Source organism: Bacillus sp. JJ783 (genome assembly GCF_036963225.1).
GTDB classification, from domain to species: Bacteria; Bacillota; Bacilli; order Bacillales; family Bacillaceae_G; genus Bacillus_A; species Bacillus_A cereus_U.
Window position 1 is genome coordinate 1 of record NZ_JBALMG010000259.1, and the last position, 321, is coordinate 321.

A 321-nucleotide genomic window follows, 5' to 3' on the forward strand; every position below is an offset into this window, starting at 1 on the left:
TTTTAAACTGTAATTCAGTTAAATCATAGCTTATTATGCTCGGTTCACTAGATCTTTTTGTATCTTCACTCGGTTTCAATTTACTAAGTTCATTTAATCCTCTAAACATTAATTTTACATATGAAACATTCATAGCTTGATCCTGGGCTACTGAACGGGATTTTTCATTTTTTAAATTTGTACTATAGACCGTTTCTTTTTTGTAATTTTGATTACTACCAACGTTTTTATCATTTTTTATATCAGTAACAACCTTTTGAGTTGTTTTCCCATATAAGTCGTCTTCTTTCACATATGCATATCCATCATCACTCGCAGACA

1 pseudogene is annotated in these 321 nt (G+C 29.9%); it reads right to left on the reverse strand.

From position 1 onward, the window contains the following. Nucleotides 1-321: pseudogene (locus V7038_RS29310) on the reverse strand (DUF3952 domain-containing protein); the annotation flags it as partial.